22 protein-coding genes, 1 tRNA gene, 2 pseudogenes and 1 riboswitch are annotated in these 24,332 nt (G+C 65.2%); of the genes and pseudogenes, 12 read left to right on the top strand and 13 right to left on the bottom strand.

Annotation, left to right across the window (positions count from 1 at the left end):
- Positions 1-153 precede the first annotated feature (153 nt).
- Positions 154-822 carry a class I SAM-dependent methyltransferase gene (locus tag GT354_RS04550; protein WP_161354857.1) on the bottom strand — a complete coding sequence of 223 codons (669 nt, stop codon included), beginning with the start codon at positions 820-822 and terminating at the stop codon, positions 154-156.
- A gap of 637 nt (positions 823-1,459) precedes the next feature.
- On the opposite strand from GT354_RS04550, the gene GT354_RS04555 reads away from it, so the two are divergent.
- Positions 1,460-1,726, top strand: coding sequence for a GlsB/YeaQ/YmgE family stress response membrane protein (locus tag GT354_RS04555; protein WP_161354858.1), 267 nt, complete (start codon positions 1,460-1,462; stop codon positions 1,724-1,726).
- 228 nt (positions 1,727-1,954) lie between these two features.
- Positions 1,955-2,356, top strand: coding sequence for a hypothetical protein (locus GT354_RS04560; RefSeq protein WP_161354859.1), 402 nt, complete (start codon positions 1,955-1,957; stop codon positions 2,354-2,356).
- Between the two features lie 135 nt (positions 2,357-2,491).
- Here the strand turns inward: GT354_RS04560 and GT354_RS04565 are convergent, their stop codons facing one another.
- From GT354_RS04565 to GT354_RS04580, 4 genes are all read right to left on the bottom strand, one after another.
- A complete protein-coding gene (locus tag GT354_RS04565; protein WP_161354860.1) occupies positions 2,492-3,679 on the bottom strand; it encodes a magnesium and cobalt transport protein CorA in 1,188 nt (395 codons plus the stop codon).
- Between the two features lie 309 nt (positions 3,680-3,988).
- Positions 3,989-4,165, bottom strand: a riboswitch (M-box (ykoK) riboswitch).
- 146 nt (positions 4,166-4,311) lie between these two features.
- Positions 4,312-4,482 carry a DUF397 domain-containing protein gene (locus GT354_RS04570; protein WP_161354861.1) on the bottom strand — a complete coding sequence of 57 codons (171 nt, stop codon included), beginning with the start codon at positions 4,480-4,482 and terminating at the stop codon, positions 4,312-4,314.
- Positions 4,483-4,512: 30 nt separating this feature from the next.
- Entirely contained in the window at positions 4,513-4,704 is a 192-nt protein-coding gene (locus GT354_RS04575; protein ID WP_161354862.1) for a DUF397 domain-containing protein, read from the bottom strand.
- Positions 4,701-5,537, bottom strand: a complete 837-nt coding sequence (locus tag GT354_RS04580; RefSeq protein ID WP_161354863.1) for a helix-turn-helix transcriptional regulator — start codon at positions 5,535-5,537, stop codon at positions 4,701-4,703. Before GT354_RS04580 ends, GT354_RS04575 begins: the two co-directional genes overlap by 4 nt.
- A 158-nt stretch (positions 5,538-5,695) precedes the next feature.
- Here GT354_RS04580 and GT354_RS04585 point away from each other — a divergent pair, with 158 nt between their 5' ends.
- From GT354_RS04585 to GT354_RS04595, 3 genes are all read left to right on the top strand, one after another.
- On the top strand, positions 5,696-6,145 hold the full coding sequence (locus tag GT354_RS04585; RefSeq protein WP_161354864.1) for an ATP-binding protein: 450 nt from the start codon (positions 5,696-5,698) through the stop codon (positions 6,143-6,145).
- Between the two features lie 488 nt (positions 6,146-6,633).
- A complete protein-coding gene (locus GT354_RS04590) occupies positions 6,634-7,062 on the top strand; it encodes a hypothetical protein (protein ID WP_161354865.1) in 429 nt (142 codons plus the stop codon).
- Between the two features lie 533 nt (positions 7,063-7,595).
- On the top strand, positions 7,596-8,948 hold the full coding sequence (locus GT354_RS04595) for a hypothetical protein (RefSeq protein WP_161354866.1): 1,353 nt from the start codon (positions 7,596-7,598) through the stop codon (positions 8,946-8,948).
- An 82-nt stretch (positions 8,949-9,030) separates the two neighbouring features.
- On the opposite strand, the gene GT354_RS04600 is transcribed toward GT354_RS04595, so the two are convergent.
- Entirely contained in the window at positions 9,031-9,777 is a 747-nt protein-coding gene (locus tag GT354_RS04600) for a hypothetical protein (RefSeq protein WP_161354867.1), read from the bottom strand.
- A gap of 476 nt (positions 9,778-10,253) precedes the next feature.
- Between GT354_RS04600 and GT354_RS04605 the strand changes: the two genes are divergently transcribed.
- Entirely contained in the window at positions 10,254-10,754 is a 501-nt protein-coding gene (locus GT354_RS04605) for a hypothetical protein (RefSeq protein ID WP_161354868.1), read from the top strand.
- Between the two features lie 906 nt (positions 10,755-11,660).
- On the opposite strand, the gene GT354_RS04610 is transcribed toward GT354_RS04605, so the two are convergent.
- The 3 genes from GT354_RS04610 to GT354_RS04620 are packed head-to-tail and all read right to left on the bottom strand — an operon-like array spanning position 11,661 to position 17,150.
- Complete coding sequence (locus GT354_RS04610; protein ID WP_161354869.1) at positions 11,661-13,268, bottom strand: restriction endonuclease subunit S; 1,608 nt, start codon at positions 13,266-13,268, stop codon at positions 11,661-11,663.
- The gene (locus tag GT354_RS04615) at positions 13,261-14,700 is read right to left on the bottom strand and encodes a class I SAM-dependent DNA methyltransferase (protein WP_161354870.1); all 1,440 of its coding nucleotides are present in this window, start codon (positions 14,698-14,700) and stop codon (positions 13,261-13,263) included. The genes GT354_RS04610 and GT354_RS04615 overlap by 8 nt, the downstream gene beginning before the upstream one ends.
- Positions 14,697-17,150, bottom strand: coding sequence for a DEAD/DEAH box helicase family protein (locus GT354_RS04620; RefSeq protein WP_161354871.1), 2,454 nt, complete (start codon positions 17,148-17,150; stop codon positions 14,697-14,699). The genes GT354_RS04615 and GT354_RS04620 overlap by 4 nt, the downstream gene beginning before the upstream one ends.
- 220 nt (positions 17,151-17,370) lie before the next feature.
- Here GT354_RS04620 and GT354_RS04625 point away from each other — a divergent pair, with 220 nt between their 5' ends.
- From GT354_RS04625 to GT354_RS04640, 4 genes are all read left to right on the top strand, one after another.
- On the top strand, positions 17,371-17,781 hold the full coding sequence (locus GT354_RS04625) for a hypothetical protein (RefSeq protein ID WP_161354872.1): 411 nt from the start codon (positions 17,371-17,373) through the stop codon (positions 17,779-17,781).
- A gap of 91 nt (positions 17,782-17,872) precedes the next feature.
- Complete coding sequence (locus GT354_RS53455) at positions 17,873-18,040, top strand: hypothetical protein (protein WP_237534366.1); 168 nt, start codon at positions 17,873-17,875, stop codon at positions 18,038-18,040.
- A 386-nt stretch (positions 18,041-18,426) separates the two neighbouring features.
- A complete protein-coding gene (locus GT354_RS52460) occupies positions 18,427-18,873 on the top strand; it encodes a hypothetical protein (protein WP_202511510.1) in 447 nt (148 codons plus the stop codon).
- A gap of 165 nt (positions 18,874-19,038) precedes the next feature.
- Positions 19,039-19,998 carry a DUF4365 domain-containing protein gene (locus tag GT354_RS04640; RefSeq protein WP_161354873.1) on the top strand — a complete coding sequence of 320 codons (960 nt, stop codon included), beginning with the start codon at positions 19,039-19,041 and terminating at the stop codon, positions 19,996-19,998.
- 88 nt (positions 19,999-20,086) lie between these two features.
- On the opposite strand, the gene GT354_RS53460 is transcribed toward GT354_RS04640, so the two are convergent.
- Positions 20,087-20,500: a transposase family protein gene (locus tag GT354_RS53460; protein ID WP_237534367.1), complete on the bottom strand. Its 414-nt coding sequence runs from the start codon at positions 20,498-20,500 to the stop codon at positions 20,087-20,089.
- Between the two features lie 43 nt (positions 20,501-20,543).
- Positions 20,544-21,701: pseudogene (locus tag GT354_RS04645) on the bottom strand (ISAzo13 family transposase); the annotation flags it as partial.
- A gap of 303 nt (positions 21,702-22,004) precedes the next feature.
- Between GT354_RS04645 and GT354_RS56340 the strand changes: the two are divergent.
- A pseudogene (locus tag GT354_RS56340) lies at positions 22,005-22,309 on the top strand (recombinase family protein).
- A 19-nt stretch (positions 22,310-22,328) separates the two neighbouring features.
- Complete coding sequence (locus tag GT354_RS04660; RefSeq protein ID WP_346011849.1) at positions 22,329-23,438, top strand: recombinase family protein; 1,110 nt, start codon at positions 22,329-22,331, stop codon at positions 23,436-23,438.
- 78 nt (positions 23,439-23,516) lie between these two features.
- On the opposite strand, the gene GT354_RS04665 is transcribed toward GT354_RS04660, so the two are convergent.
- Both GT354_RS04665 and GT354_RS04670 read right to left on the bottom strand, forming a co-directional pair.
- Positions 23,517-23,603, bottom strand: a tRNA-Leu gene (locus GT354_RS04665).
- Positions 23,604-23,670: 67 nt separating this feature from the next.
- Positions 23,671-24,332: TetR family transcriptional regulator C-terminal domain-containing protein (locus GT354_RS04670; RefSeq protein ID WP_346011847.1), on the bottom strand; the 662-nt coding region annotated here is incomplete at its 5' end.

A 24,332-nucleotide genomic window follows, 5' to 3' on the forward strand; every position in this document is an offset into this window, starting at 1 on the left:
TCGGCCTGATACAGGTCGGGCGGGGCAGGGCGGGACGCGCTTCGGGCGCGGCGCGGGCGGGACGGGCCTCGGGCGCGGATGGGTTCGGGCTCGATACCGGTGGGCCGGCCTCGGCGCGGGACGAACCCCCGTGCCGCTGCCGGCGCCCGCTTCTCAGCCGGGTCGCTTGGCCATGACGACCAGACCCGGCCGGACGTTTTCATTCGCAGGGAGCCGAAGTTCGGCGACCGGGCGCAGGCCGGCCTGCTCGATCAGGTCCACGAACTGTTCCGGCTGCCATTGGTGCGTCGTCCAACGCACCGGCACCCCTCCGTAGGCCTCGGTGCGTACCGCGTCCTCGTCTCCGACGTGTGTCCCGGTGATGAAATGGCCGCCCGGCTTCAGGGCCCGCGCGAACACGGCGAGCACCTGAGGCAGGACGTCACGGGGGAGGTTGAACAGTGACCACCACCCGAGCACACCGCCGAGGGACGCTTCACCGAGGTCGAGTTCGGTGGCGGAGCCGACACTGAAGCGGCATTGCGGATGAAGACGGCGCGCGTTCTCGATCATGCGAGGGGAGAGATCGACCCCGGACACGTCGAGGCCGCGTTCGGCCAGGTAGGCGGTCACCGTTCCGGGGCCACAGCCGACGTCGAGGACAGGCCCGAGCCCACTCACGGTGTCGGCGAAGGCATCGATCGACGCCTTGAGCCATGGATACTTACGGATGTCGCCGACTCCCGTCGTCACCACCATGTGGGCGTAGTTGTCGGCCACGCGATCGTAAGACTCACGGACTGCGTCGAGATCGGCCGGGCGGTCGACAGGTTGGCTTCGCATCGGCCAACGGTAATACGTGGCTACTTGCTCGCGGACTCGCGTCTTCGACGTATGGCAGGCCGCGGCCGGGCGTTGCGGGGGTTTGTTTCCGGGGGTGGTGTGTTCGAGCACCGTCCACGAGGCCAACGAGAACCCGACGCCCTCGCGATACCGAGGCGACACACCCGACGACCTGCCGCCCGCCTCCGCTCGAAGGCTCGCTTGGTTGGCACCGGCGGAACGCCGCATCGCCGATGCAAACACCGATCTGCGCACCGGACTTACTCACCCGCATCCGCATCCGCATCCGCCCACCCGCCCCCGACCCATTCCCCAAGCGAGGCAACGACCTTCGTTCCCCGCCCGACCTTCCCTCCCCGACACCTCTCCCCGCGCGGACGTCGTCATCCAACAGGCTCCCGAACAGGTCGGCCTACGTACCGCTTTCCGGGGTATCAGCCTCGGCAGATCACCACGTGGAGGGACGACGGACAGGCGGACCCCGGGGAGTCCGGGGAGTCCGGGGGAGTCGCGGGCAACCGCCGTATCAACCGGGACATCGGCGTAGGAAACATCGGTGACCCGGAAAGCCTCGGAAACCTTCGAACCTTCGAACCTTCGAACCTCTGAAGAAAGCTTCGGAAAGGCAGGCTGCGGCGTGGGCATCTTCGCGTGGATCGTCCTCGGGCTTCTGGCCGGCATCATCGCCAAACTCCTGATGCCGGGCCGTGATCCGGGTGGTTTCATCGTCACGATCCTGATCGGCGTCGCCGGCGCCGCACTCGGCGGTTGGATCGCGGCCGAGGTCTTCGACCGCCCCTTCGAGAAGGACTTCTTCGACCTCAAGACCTGGGGTGTCTCGGTCGCGGGCGCCCTGGTTCTCCTCATCCTCTACCGCGTGTTCTTCGGGCGATCACGACGCTGACGATTCGCGTCGAACCTTCCCTCGTCCCACTGCGTCCCGTCCCACCCCATCCTGCCGCGTCCCGCCCCGGTGCGTGTCCGCCGCTGTCACGTTTTGGCATCCCGTCGGCGACGGGGACTTGGAGACCATGCCGGTCCGCTAGCGTTGTGGGAGCCGAGGTTCCGTTCTCCGGGAACGCGGCTTGGCGCTCGCATAGACCCGTGACAGGCGGTCCGGGGGAGGTTGGACATGGCCGGCATCGGCTGGGACGACGATGTGCGCAATCATTTCGAGTTGGCGGTCTTCCGAACAGGCGGCATGCCGTTGGACGTTCGCTTCCGCAGGATCACGGACATGGGCGACGCGTCGGTCGCGGATCCGGTATCCGTCGGAACTCTGGTCCTGGCCGACGGCGTCGCGCACGCCTCACCCGCACTCGACGCGCTCGGCGAGCACGCGCACGCCGGGGCACGGGTGGACGCGTTCATCATGGTGCTCGACGACCGCCGCTGCCCCGTGCGCGGTTGGCACCTGACCGACGTACTCGTGACCGGATGGGCGACCCAGACCGACACGGACGGGCTCCGTACCCGTGTCGACCGGGCCGAACTGAGCTACTCGTCGATCGAATCCCTACCGTTCGGCGCCTGAAGCCGCCGCCCCGGGCCCAAGCCGCCGCCCCGGACCCAAGCCGTCGGGCGTGGCCGGTGCCTGCCCCGATCGGCCGGAGCCGCCCGGTGTACGGGAAGCCACGACCGGCCGGAGCCCAGGGGAAGCAGGGACCGGTCACAACCAGTCGCGGCGCTTGAAGATCACATGCAGGCCGACACAGACGACGGCCATCAGCGCGAGGGCGAACGGGTAGCCGTACGTCCAACCGAGTTCCGGCATGTTCGTGAAGTTCATCCCGTAGACCGTGCCGATCAGGGTGGGCGCGAAAAGAATGGCGGCCCACGAGGAGATCTTCTTGATCTCCGTGTTCTGCGCGTGGCCGGCCTCGGCCAGCCGGCGCATGTCCTCGTTCTGCGCCTGGGAGACCAGGGTGGCGTTGACGGCAAGGATGTTCTGCAGCATCTGCCGGAAGCCGTCCATCCGTTCGGCCGCGGTGGTGGCGTGGTCGGTGACGTCGCGCAGGTAGCGCTGAAGCTCCTCGTCCGTCCCGTACTTGTCGAAACCGGCGGCCAGGTCGTCCATGATGCGCAGGAGCGGACGGGTGGCGCGCTGGAACTCGATGACCTCGCGCGAGAGTTCGTATATCCGGCGCGACACGTTGGGATCGGCGCCGAAGACCTCGGTCTCGATCTCGTCGATGTCGTGCTGGAGCCCCGCGATCACCGGAGCGTAGCCGTCGACCACGGCGTCGAGGACGGCGTACAGCACCGCTTCCGGCCCCAGCGCCAGCAGTTCGGGATCGTCGTCCTCCAGGCGCTTGCGCACCGCGGCCAGGTCCGGGGCCTGTGAATGCCGCACGGTGAGCACGAAGTCCGGCCCGACGAACAGGTGGATCTCACCGAAGTCGACCTCTTCCGAGTCGTCGAGGTAGCGCGCCGCACGCAGAACGACGAACAGGGTGTCGCCGTAGCGCTCCAGCTTGGGCCGCTGATGGGCGACGATGGCGTCCTCGACGGCCAGCTCGTGCAGATCGAACCGTTCGGCGGCAGCGAGGAGTTGTGCCTCGGTCGGCCGGTACAGCCCGATCCAGGCCATCGTGCCGGACTCGCCGGGCAACTGCCCGTAGACCTCGGCCAGCGTCGTGGGACCGGGGACCCGCTTGCCCGCCCGGTAGACCGCCGCATTGACCACGGTGTGCTCCAACAGCACCTCGACCGGCGTGTGCTGCTCGGCACGCGGGTCCATCTCGTGCTCTGGAGCGGGTGCCGACACGGACGTCGACGTCAGCACGTCGGTGCGTCCGGCGGGCCGGACGAAGGGTCGCTTGCTCGCGCGTATCGCGCGCACTCGCCAGTCGGACATGGGAAACCTCCGGACGGCAGGGCCGATCGCAGGTTCTCGGGCTGCGACCGGTTGGCACACGAGGCCACCGCGCGGACCGGGGCCGCCTACCCGCCCGCCCGCAATGGGGCCGAGCAAGAGCGGAACAGACGCGAATCGCGCGGTACGGCAGCTGTCGTGTGCCCGGGGATGGGCGAGGAATCAGCTGGGTGGGGTCTACTTCGACCGGGACTTCCGCATTCCATCGCGCTCACCTCCTTGCCGTCGGGACGCACGTCGACGTCGCCGGATCACGGCAACAGAAGGCTCCGACCCGGGTTCCTCCCGAGCCAGGCACCCCTGAACTCGTCAGAGCTTTGGCACGCCACGGCGTAGCACCCACGACAGACGCAGCCACTTGGGGTCACCCCTTAGGCCGGGGAGACCTGTCCTGAACCTGGGCGTCTCTCGACGTCGTGGGGTCAGTGGCCTGTGTCCGTGACGACGCCTCACCGAACGAGGTGCCGTTCCAATCCCACCCAGTCTAGCCACGCCCAACCAGCCCCCGACACCGGTTACCCGATGCCGAGCCCCGAGGCCGGCACCTGCAGAGCAACCTCCGGGCCTCCCGCGCCCGCCCAACCCCCATGCCCTGCCTCCCGCCCGCGCCCGCCCTACGGCCCCTTCCGAGCGACATACCGAACGAACCCGGCCCACCCTCCACGACCCACGGCGAAGCAGGGGCGCCTCAAGCCCTTGGAGTCCCTGACGCGGACAGCCTGATCGGCCACGGCTGTTTCCACACAGTTGTCGCCTCGTGTACCGCCGTGGCGGACGTGCTCCAAGCCGGTTGTTTCCTGTTCGCGGCACTCAACCTACGGCCGGCTTCGCGTGGTGTGCCGGACGAAGCCGGCCCACTCCTCGCGACCCACGGCGAAGCAGGGGCGAGTCAAATCCTTGGAGTCCCGTACGCAGATGCCCAGTCCGGTGGCCGCGACCTCGACGCAACTGTCGCCTTGAGCACTGCTGTAGCTGCTCTTGGACCAGGTGAGTTCGGTTGTGCTCATAGCGCCCCTCGCATCCGCTCCAGCAGGCCCATGGAGTCCTTCGGGGAGAGGGCCTGCGAGCGTAGTCTCGCATAGCGCATCTGAAGTTTGCCGACCTCCGCCGGGTCCGCGATCAAGCGGCCGTTTTCCTGACCCTCGGAGTAGGCGAGCCAGCGCTTCTCCGGATTTTCCAGCAGGTGAAGCGGTCCGGCGAGGCACGCGTGCTGTTCGCTGTCCGCAGGCATGATCTGGAGTGTTGCGTTCCTGAGGGCGCCGAGTTCGATGACGTGGTCGAGTAGCACGCGGGTGACCTCGGTACCACCCAGTCGTCGCATGAAGACTGCTTCCTCTACGACGAAGTCGAATGCCGTGGTGGGCTTCTCGCGCAGCAATTGCTGGCGTTGCATACGTGCGCTGATCATGGCTTCGAGCGCGCCGTCGGTAAGTGGGGGAACGTCGTTGTCGCACAGAGCCCGAACGTACCCTTCGGACTGCAACAGGCCCGGCACCAGCCTGCATTCGTAGGTGCACAAGTTCGTTGCCAGCTTTTCCAGACGTGCCCACTGCCTGAACCAAGCCGCCAATCCCGGTTGCCGGGACAAGTGCTTCGCCGCCCGTCGCAAGGCGCCCGTGTTCCCCAAGGCGGTCTCCGCGCGCTCCACGAAGTCCGGGTCCGGCATCCGTCGACCCAACTCCACCGACTCCACCGTGTGCTTCGAAAACCGCACCAGCGATCCGAACTCCACCCGGCTCAGCCCGGCATGTTCGCGTAGGGCCTGGACCACCGCCCCGAAAGTCCGCAAACTGTCGGAGGCATCAGGTTCGCGCTCCCAATCCTCAGGCACATCACTCATACGCGGCCACCTCCAGGTGCGTCGGATCTCCCCGTGTTCCACGCGTCCAGCGTGCGGCCAAGATCACCGTACTGTCCACCCAAAGTGCCCGTACGCTGACTCACCGTACGCGGCTCAGGGCTGGTGAACGACCTCGCGGGCCCGTCACGGTAAGACCCATGAACGAGCCCGCCCCTCAACTTCCAGCCACCGTGAGTGCGTTCGAGCTGCGGATGTTATCCACCCCGCTCGGCGCCCGACTCGCCCGGCTGCGTGCGGCCGAAGAGCTGCGCGCCTGGCAGACCCCGTCCCCCATCCGCAAGCAGGCCGAACTGATCATCGCCGAACTCGCCGCCAACGCCGTGCTGCACGGTCGAGCCTCGGACCGTGACTTCAAGCTCACCGTCACCTCGGACGCGGCACTGGGCACCCTCCGGATCGCCGTCACCGACACCCACGGCGACCGCCTGCCCGTACCGTTGTCCTCCCCGAACCCGAACGGCGAATCCGGCCGCGGACTACTCATCGTCTCCACCCTCGCCGTCCACTGGGGAGTAGACCCGCATCCCCCGGCCGGCAAGACCGTCTGGGCCGAGCTGGACGTCTGCGGCAAACTGTTGGTGCCGTGATCGCACAGTTTCGCCGGGTCGGCGTTCGTAGCCCTCGTCCCCAGAACGGCCACCGAGGAGCGGAAGCGGGAACGCTTATCGTCGGCCCTCCTCCGCCTGTCCTCGACGCCCGGTCGCCCAACGGGCACGCCGACGCCGAAGAACCCGAGCCGCTTCGCGGCGAAGCAGGAGAAAAACCCCACCATCAGCGCGCCAAACTCCCGCAGCGCAACCGGGGAGAGCGGCTCCGCCAACTCGATCACCAACGTCGGACCAGCCACGTCGAAAGCCTGATTCGATCGGCTCCACGACCGCCCGCAAACTTCCCCCACCGAGCCTGCCGGTCCGAACGCCGACGCCGCCGACCCACCCGGCGCATCTACGCGGTTCAACGCATCAGAGCCCTACCCACGCCGTCGAACCGTTAGTAAGCCGCCGCTAAAGTTGCTCGAGCGGACTGGTGTTCGCGGTGTCCGACGCCGGTGACCAGTTGAGGAGAGCGGAGCACCATGCCCCTGAAGCAAAGCGCGGAGACTGCGTGCAAGGCATCCACGTCACACCCCGCGGCGCTTCTGTTCCTCGTGTCCACCTTGCTGTTGTCGGCATACTCTTGGCTCCACTTCTCGGCTGTGCACGATGAATCGACCGCCACTGCCCTGCACATCGTCGGCCGCATATTCTTCGTCATCGCCGTCGCCGTCGGATTCCTGGGGGCGCTGCTCGACCAGGATTTCTGGTGGGGCGGCGAAACTTGGCTGTCCCACTCGATCTGGATCGCCGGAAACATCGTCGGTGCATTCCTGGGGGCCGGCATCATGGCCGCCTGCGCGCGTCGCATGACGCTGTCCCGGTCCCCTCGAAGGTCGGTCCTACTGTCGTTCCTCCTCGCGGTTTGGCTCCTGGCGATAGCCGGGTCAGTCGTCATCGAACACGTGTGATGGGAGGGCGTGCCGGCCAGTAGGCAGCCCCACGACCGGATCGGCGACCGCTTCGAGGCCCGAGCAGGCGGTACGCGATGCCGCCCGAGCCCTCGTCGACCGGGGGTGGACGACCCACGACGTCGACACCGCACTCCGCCGCTCCCACCAACGCGTACCCCAGAGCACCCCACGCGCCATCGCATAGGCTCCCCGCGGTCCTCGATCAAGGTCGGGTCGAGACAACAACAGCGGTACCCCGCGCACTCGTTACCCGCACACCGGGACGACGGCACGGCGCGCCGCCAGGGTAGGCGGGGTGCCCGCCGGGTCGGCTTGGATAGTGCTGCGGTATCCGGCTGTGGTGCTCGTGGGCGCGCGGATTCGACGGTCGTCGGTTCGCCGCAGGGGCCCGGCAAGCCAAGTCAGTGTGATCTGCGGCGCCTTGCGCCAATCCTCCTGCTGCTCCCGGCCGTTCGATCCTCTGCGAGGGTCTACTTCCGGCAAGGGCCCGTGCGCTTCGCCATGTCGGCGATGGTTTCTAGGCTGCCTGGGTGAACATCGACGATCTCGCATGGCAGGCCGGCGCCCACGGTGGCGTTCCGCCGCAGACGGTGGACCTCCTTCTCGCTGGTGGGCATTTGGGCGTGGTGGTTCAGGCCGCCGGTGAGCGTGGGGACTGGTTCTGCGCGCGGGCGGCGGCGCGCGAGTTGTGCGAGGTGGGTGACTTCGAACAGGCCTGGGGGGTGATGAAGCCGTTCGCGGACAGCGGCTGGTTGCCTGCTGTGTCGGCGGGAGCCGACATTCTGCTCCGGTGGGGTCGAGTCGAGGAGGCGTCGGCGCTCGCGCTTCCGGCCGGCGCGACGGGGGAGACGGGGGAGACGGGGGAAGCATGCCGGGTTTACGCCGAGGTCCTGGTGAGGGCCGGGCGGGTGGACGAGGCAATTGCGGTGCTCGAACCTCACCTGAGAGAGCGGCAGTTGCTGTCGGCCCTGGTGGAGATGACCGAGGGGAAGGGACGGGACGAACGGGTCCTGGATCTGCTCGTCCCGATCGCGGAGGAGGTCAGGCGGCATCAGGCCGAAGGACGATCGCACCTACTGTGGAAGGCTTTGGACCTGCAGGCCGCCGTCCTGGAGAGGTCCGGTCGGGTCGACGAGGCGATCCGGATCCTGGGCGCGGACGTGGCCACGCGCCGGTACGGCCCCGAGAACACGGTCGAGTCCTACGCGGAGCTCCTGGCCCGGCATGGACGGATCGAGGAACTGCGTCAGGCGGTTACGGGTGGTCACGAACGCACCGCCCTGCGGCCCCTGGTGAAGGCATTGGAGGACGCGGGGCGAGCACGTGAAGCCGAGACGATGCTTCGCGAATTCGACGACACCTCGAACCACCCGCGCTTCCGTCGATCTTGCCTGATGGAACTGCTGGCCCGGCAACAGCGGTTCGACGAGGCCGTCGAGGCGGTGCGGTCCACGTTCGAGGAGCGTGAGGAGGGCCTTCTGTATTCGGCGGTGCTCATGCTCGCCGAGAACGGACTCCACGAACGGGCACTTCAGCTTTTGGAGGGGTGCAGCGCGGAGTTCGTCGAGGAGAACCTGCACTGGGTTCCCTCCAACCGATGGTGGCTGATGGGGGAGACGGGGCGTTGCCGTGAAGCCATCGCGGAAGTCGAGGCTGTGCCCGAACAGCCTTTCGTTGACCCGGCCACCACGATGGCCTGGCTGCTGGAACAGGACGGCTGCGAGGACGAAGCCATCGACCTGCTCCGCTCTTGTGCCGGCAGGAACGCCGCCACAGCCCTCGCCGGACTCCTGATCAAGCAGGGCCGCCCCGCCGAGGCCCTCGCCGCCATCCCCGGCGTCACCGCCCAACGAGAGGAAGCGCGCCGGCGGCGGGACACCTGAACAGACAGGTGGCACAAGGGTTGGGTACACCGACGAACCGCCTTCGACTCGGGACGAGTTCAACGATGCCTTGTCCGAAACTTCAGGCCGGTCTCGGAGCCGACACGGTTCTCGAATGCGGGAGCCACCGCGAACACCTCTCCGCAAGGCGGGCATTCGCCGTTCCGAAGACGTACGGCAGGCCGCGAGCCAACGAGTTCCACTGATCGCGGATCGCGATCCCGAGAAGTCGTGCACCCAGTGGGGACATCTCCTCCGGTCTGGTCGGCCGTAGCGGTCGGCGGTCGATGTCCCCTCGCTCCCAGTCGCGGATCGCCGAATAGTGACCATAGTCGCCCACCGCGATGGTGACGTCGGCGTCGCTGTGGGGGCAGTGAGCGGCGAAGAACGCGTCGGTGAGGTCGTCGAGGGTCCAGGCCCACGCGAGGTGCCCTTCGAGCGCGAGCATCTCGCGAAGCCAAAGGATGTAGTCCGTCTGCTGGGCGTGCTCGGAAAGATGTGCGTCCGCGAGGGTCGCCATGTGCGCGATCCGGGAGGCGTGCGGGTCAAGGGCGGAGTCGTTTTCGCGATGCCGACGGCCCGCCGCGACGATCTGACCGGCGAGAGACAACGCGGCATCGCGGTCCGGCGGGGCGCCGTCGACGGCCACCGCCCACAACAGGGGAACGGCGGCAAAACTCGCTGCGCACACCCCCTCGTCCAGACACAGCTTGTTCGACAACTCAAGCCAGGTTTGTTCCCGGTTGCCCGGAGTCAGATCCGCGAAGAGCACCGGTATGTCGTCCGCCGGACCCCAGAAGTGATGGAGCTGCGACCAATCGGTTGTCATGGGCTCGATTCAACCAACAACGACTGGGCGGCGCGTGACCAGGTACATCGCGAAGTCACGGTCACGAAGCCGGTGTTCGGGTATGGCAATGCGAGGCTGAGGGTCGGCTCGGCCGTGCGTGTCTCGCCTACTTGCTCGACCAGTGCGGTGACCAACCCGTGTGACCTGCCGGGACGCCGAGACGCTGAGGGTGCCTCCCCCGGATCGGCTTCACTACCCTCGCGGCGGTCCTTACGCCCCGAACCACACGACGACGCGATCGACTTCGACAACGCACGCCCCCTCGCCCGCGCACCAGCGCGAAGAGGTCCTGACATGACCTGTCGCAGCGAAGGTTTGAGCGTCGATGGTCAGCTTTGGTGTTCGGTTTCCAAGCCGCGCCGGGACACGTGAATCGCCGGGCTCGGCATAGGCATCACATTCGGCTGTGGAGTGAGTGGTGAGGTTGTCGGTGGTCGTGTCTAGGGTGTCGGGCCATGGGGTTCTCGGGATCATTCATCGTGGCGCGTGCCGATCGGCCCGTCACGGAGCTGGCGGCGTTGAGGTCGTCGCCCTGTGTCGCGGTCTGGTGGGCGCGGAACGACAGCTGGCAGATCCTGCAGGCACTCCCCGGAGGAGATCCTGACGTATCGATCGTTGCTGAGACGGCTGCCCCGGTACTGGTCTGCCACGTGGTCGACAGCGACTTCGTCACCGTGCAGGCAGCAAGCCCTGGTGGCCTGTCGTGGCAATCCGTGTTGTCTCCCGCCATGGCGCGGGACTACGGCTTCCCCGAGAAGTGGATTGGTGATCCGGACGAAGTGGCCGAGCAGGCAGTTGCCTGGGCTCGGGAGGCCGGGCTCCACCCGACCCCGGCCGAGGTGAGGGCTGCCTTGGTGCAGGAGCGCGACCTCTTCGCCGAGAACTTGGTTTTTCAGCTCTCCCATGCCTTGGGGTTCCGGTTCGACGGTGGGGTGGATCTGCCGAAGGCGCCCTGATCCGACGGCGACCGCGACCGCAGACGCTGCAGGCTCCAGGTGCTCAGGACCGGCTCCAACATGAATGGCAATTAATCACTGGTTGCGAAGCGTGACCACATAGCTCCCATAAGTGTGTTACGTGAGGTCAAAACCGCCGGCTCGACACCCTACGGCGTTTGCGCTAAAGCACCATTCGGCAGGCGTCCGAGCAATGGAGTCGAAGCCCTTGGCGGGGTGTGAACGGGGCTCCGCAGCACACGCATTGCGGCAGTGGGGCCGACTGACCAGACGGCAGTTTCGTGAGCACCAGCGCGTAGGGCGGCGTGCAGTGAAGGACGCCCCGCATGCTGCGGCCGGTGTATCTGGCCACGAACTGTGCGAGCAGCGTGCCGACCGAGTCCAGCTTCTTCTCCACGTGCCCCTTCCGGAACGGGGACGCCTTGTGCGGGGGCTGGAAATCGATCTCCAGGAATCGGCAGGAGGAGCGGGCCAAGGCCGCCGAGCTGACAGCTTTGTCAATCAGGTCGAGGGTGGTGACGAGTGGCTGACCATTCGGCACAACATCTCGTTCGCCCGCCGCCCTGCTTTACAGCTCAGGGCGGCGGGTACAAAAGCCCAGGCAAACCGCGTTGAGAGCCCCGAGGTTTCGGAAACTCCCCTTTAAACTCGGTGGAACCTCACCGCGTCTCTCCAAGAATAGAGAGTCCAGATGAGGTGCCAAACTGAGGTATGCAGCAACGAACCCGGCTAGATCCTGATCCCGTTCTTCTTCGGCACCAGAGACTCCCATCGATCAATGTCGCCTCGCCGTAGGTTTGCGGCGAGGCGAACCGACCCGACAGCGACTGCCTGTCTCTGTGCACTATAGATAACATAAACAATGCATGGCTTCGGTCAATAACAACTTGGCTAGCTTGAGGTTCGCTACGCTGTCATTTCCATGCGCAACCTCCGCAACAAGCCCATCAGCTCGTCAACGATTGCCACGATCCGGTCTTGCTCCGCGCGAGGGGGAAGGGGGATGGGTGTCCGTCTGATAACCTTCTGCGAGACATTCTTCATTGAGCTGCTCGTTCCGGTTGCTTCACGCTCATAATGACTTCGTGCTGACGGGCTCAGGTTGGCGAGGTTGAGATACCTGGGGTTACAGCCATCTACGGGCGAGAGCCGGAGAGTCTTGTCGCTCAGCATCAACCTAGGCGGCGCTCTATCAACAAACACACTCCGCCCAACGAGTTCTGCCGTATTGGCTCGCGAAATCAAGAGGTCGCCCGCTTGAACTTCAAGGTGGGTACGTGGGACTTGGTCGCGTTCGAGCGCCTTGTTTTCCAAGGGTCTAAACTCACCCCAGGAACACGCGCTGACCTTGAGGACACCCCACTCATCGTCGTCCTTTGGCCTGGCTTGGGCGCGGGGGCTCCAGCCTGCTTCGATGCCTGTCAAAACAGCTCCGAAAGGAACCCATTCCCAAGAAGACGGCAGAGGATAGGGATCAGAAAGTCGCTCTCCCTGTCCATTGACCAGATCCGCAGCATCGAGGGCAGACGTTCGCGCACGGGACACCAGATGGGAGGTCAATCCGTCTGATCCTACGCTGCTCGTCAGGCGACCACTGACAGCCAACTCGAATACTGTGCGCTCGACTTCGTTAATGTCCTCGCGGGTTCGGATTAGCTCTTCAGCGCGATCCAGAAGCAAAGGTTCGCGGTCGCGTACGAGAGAAGTGCAAGCGGCGACAGTGACCGCTCGTCGGCGAACTTCGGACTCGTTGACCTCCGCCTCAAATTCATCGATCAATGAGAGGAGGTCTGCGACCCTTTCGACAATGCGGACTTGCTCCGCTCGCTCCGGCAATGCCAGCGGGAACTGGCCAAGATTGGTCCCGTTGATGTTTGATTGCCCAATTGCATCTGTCTTTACGCGTTGCGCCCATGCTCGTCCTGCTGACGAGCCAAGCCACAGATGGACAAAGTCGGGCTCCACGTCAGCGTGGAGACGAACCCGAATGAGATAGGACGCAAAGCTGCATGGGCCTTCGCCGTGAAATACCGCAGACTTGCCAACCAGGGCTGCACTGTTGGTCCGATTGAACAAGATGTCGCCGTCGGCCAGCATCAAGTCTTGAAGCTCGGCTGAAAAGGGCAGATATTTCAGGTTACCGAAGTCCAAACGCTGATTCTGAATGTTACCCATGCGAAGCACGGGTACATCCCCGGATTCAGACGTCTTCAATGACGTACCGTACACGATGCCCGTCGAGATACACCCGAGCATCGTGGTTGCCCACGTGGCAGGCGCGTCAACGCCGATCTGCGGCTGCTCAACACTCGCCAGCTTCTTTGCCGACTTACTGCCCTTGCAGCGCTCGACAACAGAAGACACATACTCTGCGGCATCTTCTACGGAATTTGGTACAAGTTGGCCCGAAATGGCCAAGTCGAGAACGGTGCGCCGGAGTCGCGATACCTGCCCCGGAACCATCAGAAGTTCGTCAAGGCTGTCACACAACGCTACAAGATCGCCATCAATCATTCTGCACCAAAGCCTCGCGAAGAAGACCCGTGAGCTTGCCAACGATATCGCGCGTGCTGGCCTGCTTGGCACGATATGCATCGAGCAGCTCAGTCAGACCTTGCTCCTCGTCACCCTTACGTTTGGGGTTCTTGACATCCAGATTGAAGTTAGAGCTGATCAAGTCGTCGACAGAGGCACGCCAGGAAAATTGACTTTCCGCACGATCGTGCCACCACGCACGCTCAGGATCGAACTCTTTAGACCGAACTGGCTTCGTCTTACTGTAAGCCTTCACGCCATCAGGCAATTGATGCTCGTAGTACCAGACTTCCTTTGTCGGCTCACCCTTGGTGAAGAACAACAAATTGGTGGCGATCGACGTATACGGGGCAAAAACACTGCCCGGCAGTCGCACGATGGTATGCAGGTTGCATTCTTTTAGAAGCTGTTCCTTGATACGTGTCTTCGCGCCCTCGCCGAAGAGCGTGCCATCCGGCAAGACGAGGCCTGCTCGGCCTCCCGGCTTCAACAGCCGCATGATGAGCACCAGGAACAGGTCGGCGGTCTCCCGTGTGCGGACGCTCTGCGGAAAGTTCTGTTCAACCCCCGGCTCCTCGACGCCGCCGAACGGCGGGTTGGTGACGATCACGTCCACGCGGTCGGCCGGACCGTAGTCCCGAAGCGGCCGCGTCAGGGTGTTGGCGCGGCGGATCGCTGTCGGCGCATCGATGCCGTGCAGGATCATGTTCGTCAGACAGAGCAGGTGCGGTAGCTGCTTCTTCTCGATGCCCCGCAACGAGGCCTGCAGGAGGGCTTCGTCGTCGGGCGTCTTCACCTGCCTCCGCAGGTGGTCGATGGTGTTGGCCAGGAAGCCGCCGGTGCCGCAGGCCGGGTCGAGCACGGTCTCGCCGAGCTGGGGGTTCACCATCTCCACGATGAACTGCGTGAGCGCCCTCGGCGTGTAGTACTCACCGGAGTTGCCCGCGCCCTGGAGGTCTTTCAGCAGCTTCTCGTAGAGGTCGTTGAACTGGTGCCGGTCCGCTCGCACCGTGAAGTCAATCGAGTTGATCTTGTTGATCACCTGGCGGAGCAGCGTGCCGCTCTTCATGTAGTTGTAAGAGTCCTCGAAGGCCTCGCGCACGATCAGGGCCCGCGGGTTGGTGCCACTACTCAGCTTGCGCAGCGCCGGGAAGAGGTCGTTGTTGACGAAGTCGTTGAGGCCATCGCCGGTGAGGCCCTCTTCGTCGCCCGCCCAGGCCCGCCACTGGTACCGCGCTGGGATCGCCGGCACGAAGCCGTCGGTCATCAGCTCCAGCTCCTGCTCGGTATCGTCCAGGATCTTCAGGAAGATCATCCAAACGAGCTGGCTGAGGCGCTGCGCATCGCCGTCCACACCCTGGTCTTGCCGCATGACGTCTTGGATGGACTTGATGAGCGTGGACGAAATCACTGCGCCTCCTGGTACAACTGCTGCTCAAGATCACGCACGGCCTTGAAATAGGTCTCGCGGGTTCCGAAGGCTCGTATGAGCTCCAGGGGGCCGCCCATCGAGCGGAAGGGCTCCACTCGCAGCACTCCGATGTCCTCCATCGAGCGCACGCCGGACTCGACGTACTTTTCCAGCAGCGCCTCCAGCACGGAGCGCATCTGGCCCTGGTACTTGCCAAGGTAGCCGTTCGCGTGGACTGCTGCGGTGCGCTGCCGACGCTCGATCGGCTGACGTTTGTAGGCAACATCGAGCGCCATGTCGAATGGATCAAGCGCTAGGCCTGACTGTTCCACCAGATCTTCCAGCGGTATGCCGGCGTCCACCAGCTCGTCGAGAAGAGCCGACCGCTGATCCGCAGCCGACCAAGCGCTCACGAAGGCATCTGCGGTCGGGTACCGCTCCAACAGGCCACGGCGGACGAACTCTTTGAGGTTGGAGGTGAGCGGCTTGCCGTCCGCCCCGAGCATCTGCACCTGTTCGCCGATGATCGTCACGGCCTGGCCGCTGACCACGATCCGCTTGCGACGGGCGTTGCGCTCTCCCGGCCGCTCGACCCACTGCTCCGGACCTTGGTCGTCCTCGCCTTCACCCGCGGTCTCGTCGACGTCGTCCAGCTCTTGCACGGCATCGCTCATGTCGCCGTCGGGCGGCAACTCGTAGACCTTGACCGGATCACCGTCAAAGTCCTTGTCAGCAAACAGCTTGGTGACGTTCTTGAAGTCCATGATCACGAAGAACCACTTGTCGTAGTCCGTCCGCACGCGGGTACCGCGGCCGATCATCTGCTTGAAGTCGGTCATGCTCTCGACGCGGTTGTTCAGCACGATGAGCTTGCAGGTCTGGGCGTCGACGCCAGTCGCGAGGAGCTTGGATGTCGTCGCAATGACCGGGTAGGGCATCTCCGGGTCGATGAAGTTGTCGAGTTCCTGCTTGCCCTGCTGGTCGTCGCCGGTGATCTGCATGACGTAGCGGGAGTCCTTACGGACCTCATCGGCGTTGAGGTTGGCCAGTATCCGGCGCATGCGGTTGGCGTGCGGGATGTCCTGGCAGAAGACAATCGTCTTGGCGTAGCGGTCCGTGCTCTTCAGGTACTCGGTGACGCGCTCGGCAACCCGCTTGTCGCGCTCCGGGAAGACGATCGAGTCGTCGATGTCCTCGCCGGTGTAGTGCCTATCGGGGATCAGCGTCTCGGAGTCGTCGACTTGCCCCTCCTCCGGCCGCCAGCCGAAGGTGTCGACGTCGAGCGCTGTGCGGATGACCTTGTACGGTGCCAGGAAGCCGTCATCGATGCCCTGCTTCAGCGAGTAGGTGTAGAGCGGGTCGCCGAAGTAGTCGCTGTTGCTGACGGTCTTGGTCTCCTTGGGCGTTGCCGTCATGCCCAGCTGAACGGCCGAGCCGAAGTACTCCAGGATGCCGCGCCAGGCACTGTCTTCCCGAGCACTCCCTCGATGGCACTCGTCGACGATGATCAGGTCGAAGAAGTCGGGCGAGAACTGCTTGTAGACGTTGTCGATCTCCTCGGTGCCAGTCACCGCCTGGTACAGGGAGAGGTACAGCTCGAAACTCTTGTCAACGACCTTGCTGCCCCCGCCGTCCGGGTCGTCGGCGTTGGCCACCTTGGATATGGTGCCGCGCGAGGCGCTGAGCTTGGCCATGCGGCCCTTGAACATGGCGAAGTCGTTCATCATGGTCTGGTCGATCAGGATGTTGCGGTCTGCCAGGAAGAGCACGCGGGCCTGACTCTTACCCGGGCTGATTGCCTGGAAGGACTCCATGAACCGCCAGACGATCTGCGCGGCAGTGTAGGTCTTGCCCGTCCCGGTGGCCATGACGAGCAACAGGCGCTTCTGCTCCTTGGCGATCGCTTCCATGGTGCGGTTGACCGCGATCCGCTGGTAGTAGCGCGGGCGGCGTCCCGACCCGTCGTCATGGAACTGCCCCGCGATCACCGGTTCGTCGGCGTCCTCGATGCCCTTCCACCGCTTGTACAGCTGATAGAGGGCTTCAGGCGAGGGGAACTGCTCCAGCGGGATCTCGACCTCGACGTCGGGCCGGCTGCCGGTGCGGTCGTGCCACATGAAGGAGTCGCCGTTGCTGGTGAAGACCGAGGGCACGTCGAGCTGCTCGGCGTACTCGATCGCCTGCTGCATCCCGTCGCCCGGCTCGTGCTTGTTGTCCTTGGCCTCGACCACGGCGATCGGAAGGTCGAGACGCCACTCAAGCAGGTAGTCGACCTTCTTGGGCTTCTTGCGCACACCCTTCTTGCCGACTACCTGGATGCGTCCGGCAGAGAAGTAGTAGTACTCCTCGCGGAGCGACGTCAGGGGCCAACCGGCGGTACTCAGGGCGGGCGTGATGTACCGGGTACGGATCTCCGCCTCGGTCAGCTGGGACTTGTCTGAATCGCTCACGCGGAGATTCTACGGACCACCACCGACAGTCACGAGAATGGCGCACGGCCCGGCGCCGTGGGTACATCGCGGAGCCAGAGCGGAGGCGCACACCCCTGGGGCTGGTTGCCGACTGACCACCAACTCGGTGCCGGCCGCCGGAGGCCATCCTCTATTTTCTCTCTTTGCTTGCGCACTCTCCTTTCTTATGATTATGTTCTCGTTGGAGAGAGGAGGCGCTATGTCTGAGGCAATCGAGGTGGACGCGCAGACCTACCGGTCGCTGGAGTTCGCAGCCCGCATGAGCGGCTGTACGGCGGGCGAGGTAGTGGCACGGCTGGTGGTGGAGGCCAGCATGCCCACCCCTGCTGCGAGGGAGAAAACGGAGCTGCCGGAATCGGACAACAGCGTGACGGTGTACGCGGATTACGAGGGGCGCCGCACGCAGGGCAGCTACGACCCGAGGACGACGCGGATCGACGTCACGTCGGGTCCGCTCAGCGGGCAGAGCTTCAAGACGCCGACGGGTGCGGCCCGCGCCGTGGTGGCGCACTACAAGCCGGGTGTCAGCCCCAACCGCAACGGCTGGTCGTTCTGGGTGCTGGACGACGGCTCCGGGAAGCTCCTGCAGAGCATCCGGGGGACGTCGTGACCAGCGCAGCGGAGCGGCAGTTCCACCGCACCATGGTGCTGTGGGCGTGGAGCGCCTCAAGCGGGAGATCAGGTAAAACGCGACCCGCTTCATGGAGATGGTCGGCGCACTGGGCGGTACCGAAGCCGCCCGCCAGTTACTGCGCGGGCGCGACGCTTCGGACGGCTTCACCACCCTCTGGGAGCACGGGCGGCTGGAAATGAGCGTCGAGGCGTTCGTGCTGCTGCCGAGGTACCAGGGACTGTTCACCGAGGAGTAGCTGGAGACCGCCCGGCGGCTGCGCGAGCGCCGATTCGACGTCGAGCGGTTTCTGCGCGCATCCACACAAGCCCCCCGGCGTGGGTCGCGTCGGACCCATCCCAGACTGGCTGATCCATGCCCGCCACCTGCGTCTTCTGCGGCTCCGCCGACACCCTAACCGGCGAGCATGTGCTCGGGGACTGGCTGAGCAAGATTGGCCTTGATCCCGTGCCACACCGCGCTCACGGCCATGCTGGTATCGCCTGGAGAGGACCGAGACAAGGGCTACGGGCTCCCAGCCCTCGGAGTACCGAGAGCTGTATGTCCTGCGCTACGAGGCTCGCCCGCCTTCCGCCAGCCGGTTCTGGATCGGGCGTACGAAGGCGTGCGCGGCTGGTCGTGCGGGTGACGCCGCTGGCGGTATGCATCGATGCTCTGCCTGAACCTGACCAGCCGAAGGGCTATGCCATGACCGTCGTGCTCGGGCAGCTTGTGCTGTATGGAGTGCGGTTAACGACACCAAGCCTCAAGGTCCGCGTGTCCATTCGGCTGCTTCAGTTCTGGCCGCCAGAGGGGCCAGTCACCTGGCCGAGCGGGACGCCCCTACACGATGACGGGTTCCTGGACTTCGCCGAGGGCAAGGACTTCCGCTCGACCGAGCAGCACATCGAGCTGCAACCCTGGCAGCCGGCGACTGAGCTGACGCCGAGCCTGGATGCAGGTGGCGTGGTCGAGCTGCCGACGATCTGCGGCAAGCCCGTCGTGTACTACCCTGCCGCACTCGTCGGCGAGGCGAAGCACGATCGGTTCTACGCCTTTGGGGCGGCGTGCGAGTGCCCATGGCCTACCTGATCCACACCGAGCCGGATGGCGCCCATTGCAGGGGGCCGCGAGCAACGTAGAAGGCATCTCAGAGCTATACGAGGCACCCGGGTGAGGAGCCCGAGATTGAGGACGATGATGGCAGCTTCTGGTGCAAACGGCTGCCGAGCCAACCCAGCGGAAGATGGAGCCGTTATGCGTCGTAAATTCTCCGCCAAGGTCGCCACTATCGGGGTGACCCGCACCAAGCTCGCCGTCGAGGACGAGCTGGAGTGGCTGTTCCGCGAGCAGCCCACCGAGGACTACGGCATTGACGCGCATGCCGAGGTTGTCGACGGCGAGGACGTCCGTGGTCGGCTGCTGGCGCTGCAGATCAAGAGCGGCGCGAGCTGGTTCAAGGACACCGGGCCAGGCGGCTGGTGGTTCCGGCCGGACGCCGAACACGTGGCTTACTGGCTCAACCACTCTTTGCCGGTGGCCGTGGTGCTGTACCACCCGGAGACTCAGCGCTGCCACTGGCAGTTGGTGAATCGCCAGACGCTCCAAGAGACGTCCAAGGGCGGCTGGAAGCTGCTTGTGCCGGAAGCCCAGATGCTGGATGCGAGTGCCCGAAAGACCCTGCGGAAGGCTGCCGAGGGCGACCCATACGAGCTGCGTATCCGTGAACTACAGCTGGCCAAGCCCTGGATGGAGCTGCTGGCCGGCGGCAAGCGATTGGTGGTGGAAATGGAGGAGTGGGTCAACAAGAGTTCAGGGCGAGGCGACATCTCACTGGGTGTAGATACCGAAGACGGCAAGGAACTCGAGAAGTTGGCCAGTTGGGGCGTGTTCCTCGGCTTCGCCGGCTACGCCGAGGTGGTGCCGAAGCTGTTCGCGTGGGCTGACGCCCACGTGCACCCGGAGACGTACGACGGGACAGAGTATCTCCAGTACAGAGCAGACTGCTGTATTTGGGCCGACGAGTACGAGCCCTTCGCAGAAGTGCCGTTCGAGGAATGGAAACGGGGTCTGGATACGGAACGTATTCGGCCGTACCGAAATGGTGGCGGCGAGGTCGACTTCTACCGGCTTGAACTGACGCTCAACGAGCTAGGCAAGGCCTTCCTGGTGGTGGATAGATTTGGGGCGGAAGGTGGGAGGTTGCCCATTGGGTAGTCTCCCGAGTCCACGGCAAGGCACCGAGAAGGTTGCTGGGTATTTCTCGGCACGGCGAAGACGTCCTCAAGCGGATCACACAGGACGACTACCGGCCTCCTAAGGGCTTGCAGATGATTAACACGCCGGTTTGATCTTCATTCGGATTGGCTGCCTGCGCGAGTACGCGATCGTGGAGGTGGGCCAGTTCGGCGGGTGGGGCTGTTGCGGATGGGATGGCGGTCCCGTGTCGGTCGAGCGATTTCCTGATCTTGTGGAAGGTGCGGTGCACGGCGGCTCGGCTGCTGCCGAACAGCACGGCGAGGGGTTCCGCGGGAAGACCGAGCCGCACGTGGAGCACGGCGGCCAGGACCTGGTCGGGGAAGGGGAGTTTGGGCGGGCGGGGCCCATCCCGGTGCCGGGATGCATGTCGTGAAGGGCGGCCGGTTCGGCAGTCAGAATGTCCAGTTGAGACCGGGGCGTTCCGGTCAGTGCGGGATTGGACAAGGCGTTCCGGTCCCATTCCGCAGCCGGGAGTTCATCCCCGGCCGTGGTGGCGGCGCCCGCCAGTTCCAGTCGCCGTGGAAGGTGTGTCGGGTCAGGGGCAATGCGGCCATGTCGGCGTCGCCGATTTTGACGCCGGTCGGATATGTGCCGGTGTCAAGTTCGGCGTGGACGGTGAGGCCGCCGCGGCTGGTGGTCGCGGCGATGGTCCGCACGATGACATCGTGGCTGGTCAGCGGGCGGCCGCGCCAGTTCATGGTGATGTGGGAGAACAGCCGCTTGTTCCACTTCGAGGTGCCCGGCGGCAGGTGGCATACGGTGATCGTCAGCCCGGTCTCGGCGGCCAGGGCTGCCACTTCGATCTTCCAGGCTCGGGTCCGATAGCCGTTGGAGCCACCGGCGTCGGCGGTGATCAGCAGCTTCGTCGCGGCCGGGTGGGTGTCCCGGCCCCGGCCGTGCCACCAGCGGCGGATCGAGGCGACCGCGAACGCGGCGGTGTCGCGGTCACAGCCCACGTTCACCCAGCCGGCATTGGTCGCGACGTCGTGGATCCCGTACGGAACAACCTTGCCGAGCAGACCTTCACCGGCTTGCCTGCGGGCTGCCACTCCCGGCCACTGTTCTTGAATTTCGCCGACGAGTTCCCTCTTCTTGGTGTCCACGCTGATCACCGGCTGGTCGGCGTCCCGGTGCCCGCGGGCCTGCTCGTTGAGGTACCGGAACTGTTCGTCCCGGTCCGGGCGCTGCTTCCCTTCCAGGGTCTTGACGTTGCCCTGCAGGCTGAAGCCCTACTCCCGCAGCAGGTCTGCGACGGTGTCGGCCGATATCCGGTGGCCCTGCCCGGTGAGCGCGGCGGCCAGCCGGCGGGTGGACTTCGTCGTCCACCGCAACGGCGACATCGGATCACCCCGCACATCCGGCTCCACCAGCGTCAACAGCGCCGACCGCACACCCGGGTCCGGATCGACCACCCGCTTGCGGCCTCCGTCCGCGCGGCGCACCCGCCCCAACGGAGTCCCGCCCGACTCCAACTCGGCCCCACCTTTCGAAACGGTCGCCTCGCTGGCGCCCGCCGCCCGGGCCACCGCCCGAATCCCGCCATGTCCCAGGGTCCGGGCTTCCGCCCCTATCGCCAGACGACGTTGCCGCTCGTCCAGGTGTGGGAGCAACACCGAAAATTTTCCCGCGAGTTGAGATCGCGTCCCCTCTGATATGCCCATACCAGATCAACGAGCCTCGGAGCAGGAAGCAACACGTTAATCATCTGCAAGCCCTTAGTTGAGGCATAGGGCGCTCAGCCGCGCTCGGATCGGAATGCCCCGTCGCTCAAACGAGTGTGTAGCCGTCAATATTGCCCTCGTAGATTCTGACCTAAAGCTTGTGGCATGAAGCGCCTACATAAGCGCAGCGAACGCGGCCCTCCGGACGAGCGAATGCGCCCCCTTCCTATATCGAGAGGCGACACTATGCGCATACTCCTCGACCCCTCTGCCAAGACCGCCGACCGTCCCGGACTGCAAGCGATGCTCGGCTTCATCGGTGAACTGGGTGCCATCAGCTACCTCATCGTGGACAAGATTGACCGGCTCGCCCGCAACTGTGAAGACGACGTGCTGATCTACATGGCCGTACGCAAGGCCGAAGCACAGTTAGTCTCTTGAACATCGACAAGACACCCTCGGGCAAGCTCCTGCACGGGATCATGGCCGGCATCGCCGAGTTTTACTCCGCCAACCTGGCCTCAGAGGCCAAGAAGGGTATGCGGCAGAAGGTCAAGTCCGGCGGTACGCCGGGCCACGCGCCTCTCGGCTACCGCAACGTCCCGTGAACGCATCGACTGGCGCGAGATTCGTACTGTCGCCGTCGATCCCGAGCGAGCACCGCTCATCCAGTGGACGTTCAGCGCATACGCCACCGGAGCTTGGACTATGCGCCGGCTCACCGACGAGCTCAACCGTCGAGAGCTGCGCATCCTGGCCACGAAGAAGCTCTCGGAACGCCCGTTGTGCTACCAGCACATCGACAAGATGCTCGTCAATCGCTACCACACCGGCTTCGTCGGGTACGAGGGCGTCTGGTACGACGACCGGCATCCGGCGCTCATCGACACTGTGACCTTCGAGCAGGTACAAGCCGTTCGGACCGCTCGCGCTGCGGCGCGGGAGAAGGTCCAGAAGCACCCGCACCACCTCAAGGGCTCGATCTTCTGCGGTCGGTGCCGTGGTCGGTTCGGTGTCACGAACGCACGTAATCGCTGGGGCACGATCTACCTGTACTTCTACTGCCTCGGCCGCGCCAAGAGGAAGGACTGCACCCGGTCAACGATCCTGATCGCTGACGTCGAGGTGGCCGTCGCGGACTACTGGTCCCGCGCCCAGCTCACCGAAACCCGCATCGCGGCCATCCGCGAGCAGGTCATGGCCGCGCTCGTCGGCCGACAGCACATCAACCGAGCCGAACTCGACCGACGGGAGAAGCGCCGGAAGACATTGCAGAACGAACAGCTCAAGCTGATCGAGATGCGCTACGCCGACGCCATCTCGCTCGAACATCCGAAGTCTGAGCAGGAACGCATCACCCGCGAGCTTGCCCAAGCACAGCAGGTCATCGACCAGTGCTCGACCGAGATCGAGGCTGTCATGAAGGTGGTCGAGGAGGCGCTACTGCTCTGCGCCAACGCGCATCGGCTGTACCTCGGCGCTCCGCCCGACGTCCGCCGACAGCTCAACCAAGCCTTCTTCGCCCGCCTCTGGATCATGGACGACCAAGTGCAGGGCGCAGACCTCACCGAAGGCTTCGCCCACCTTCTCGCCTCCGACCTTCCGGCAGGGCCGGCAGAGCCGAAGGACGCGAAGAGACGAAGATCGAAACCCGCGCGCGTTCCGCCAAGGGGTGCGGGCGACCCACTGGCGCGCAACGCGCCAATCTGGAACCAGGGCGGCCTAGGGGCGCCATAGAGGGTCCGAACGGCCCACTTCCCGCCGATACGACAAACCCCGGACCCAACCGGGACCGGGGTTCAAACATGACCGTTTTGGTGTCCGAGGGGGGACTTGAACCCCCAAGCCCTTTCGGGCACTAGCACCTCAAGCTAGCGCGTCTGCCAATTCCGCCACCCGGACTGGGTGGTCGACCGCGTTTTTGCGCTGCGGCGACGTGGAGAACCATATCAAACATCCAGGTGAGGGCTTACCCGGTGGGGTCGGGGGGTACGGGGCAGCCCGTTACGGAGGTGGCTTGGCTGTGGAGGGCGTGTAGGACTTGGGTGCGGGTGAGGCGGCCGGAGAGGACGTCCATTTGGCGGCCGTCTTCCAGGGCTACGAAGTTTTCGGCCAGGAGGCGGGCGTTGTCGGTCAGGTGGAAGTGGCCTTGGGCTTGGCCGAGGACGAAGACGCCGTAGTAGACGGCGATTTGGCGTTCGCCGAGGGTGTTGTCCAGGGCTGCTACGCGGGGGTCGCGCAGGCTCATGGGCCAGAATTCGAAGAGAAGGCGGGGGAGGGTGTCCTCCGGGCCGGTGGCGACGCCCGAGGAGATGACGGTGCGTAGGCGGTCGCGGGCGTCGGTGAGGAGGTCGACGGCTTCTTCGCGTTGGCGGCAGAAGCGGTCGATCGCGTTGCGGTAGGTCTCCTGGAGGAGGTCGTCGACCGCGTCGTAGTAGTACAGGACGGCGCCCGAGGTCAGGCCCGCCTCGTCGGCGATGTCGCGGAGGCGCAGGTCGGCGAGGCCGCGGCTGAGGACGGCGCGTTCGGTTGCCGCGGCGATCTGGGCTCGGCGGCCTTGTTGGTCCTTGCGTCTGGCCATGGCGTTGATTGTGCCCTGTTGGGGTGGGGTGCCCTTGGTGGGGCTCGGGT

The organism is Streptomyces sp. SID3343 (assembly GCF_009865215.1).
In the GTDB taxonomy this organism is placed as follows: Bacteria; Actinomycetota; Actinomycetes; order Streptomycetales; family Streptomycetaceae; genus Embleya.